This window comes from Ancylomarina longa (assembly GCF_003996985.1).
GTDB classification, from domain to species: domain Bacteria; phylum Bacteroidota; class Bacteroidia; order Bacteroidales; family Marinifilaceae; genus Ancylomarina_A; species Ancylomarina_A longa.
Genome location: NZ_RJJX01000147.1, coordinates 1 through 608, shown reverse-complemented (window position 1 = coordinate 608; position 608 = coordinate 1). Strand labels below are relative to the sequence as shown.

Here is a 608-nt window from a genome sequence, read left to right as displayed (position 1 = left end):
CATATGACTCTGCACTGTCTTTTGAAATCGTTGATAAAGATAAGTGATCATCATGAATACTCGACTCAGTAGAATCAGAATTACAAGACTTAATATTAGTTACAGTAAGATGAACATTAGCATTACAAACTGACTGAACTTGTCCAATATCACGACATTTGAAGCACTTAGAATTACGAAATTTACATGAATTAGAATAGTGGAACTTGCAACAGGACAAACACTGACCAAACGTGTCCCAATCCTCGTGAACTGCATCCAAACTCAATGAATTGTCTGCATAACCTTGAGTATGCACTGGGTTGGGATGACGTAGTAATGTAGTGGTGTTTTTTATATCCTCATGAATCATTTTACGAGATCTTCCTCCTTTACCGCATTCGAAATTTGTATACTGGACATAGTCTAGCAGTAGTTCCTTGAGAGTTGTATAAGGAAGCGAGATAGGCTTTTCTGGCATAGCTAGAGTTCTTAATAAGCTGTATGATTCTTTTCCAATGAATGTGAGGAAGTGTGCCACAATATTAAGATCCTCATCTTCTTCCTTGGTCATAGCCCAGATTTCAAACCTTTCAAAGTAATCTTCAAAAGTTTCAGAAGTTGAATGA

Annotated in this window: 1 protein-coding gene; it reads right to left on the bottom strand. The window is 36.7% G+C overall.

The genetic code is table 11. From position 1 onward, the window contains the following. A partial coding sequence (locus DLK05_RS19110; RefSeq protein ID WP_209319947.1) for a hypothetical protein occupies window positions 1-553 on the bottom strand: 553 nt, incomplete at its 3' end. Window positions 554-608: the final 55 nt, after the last annotated feature.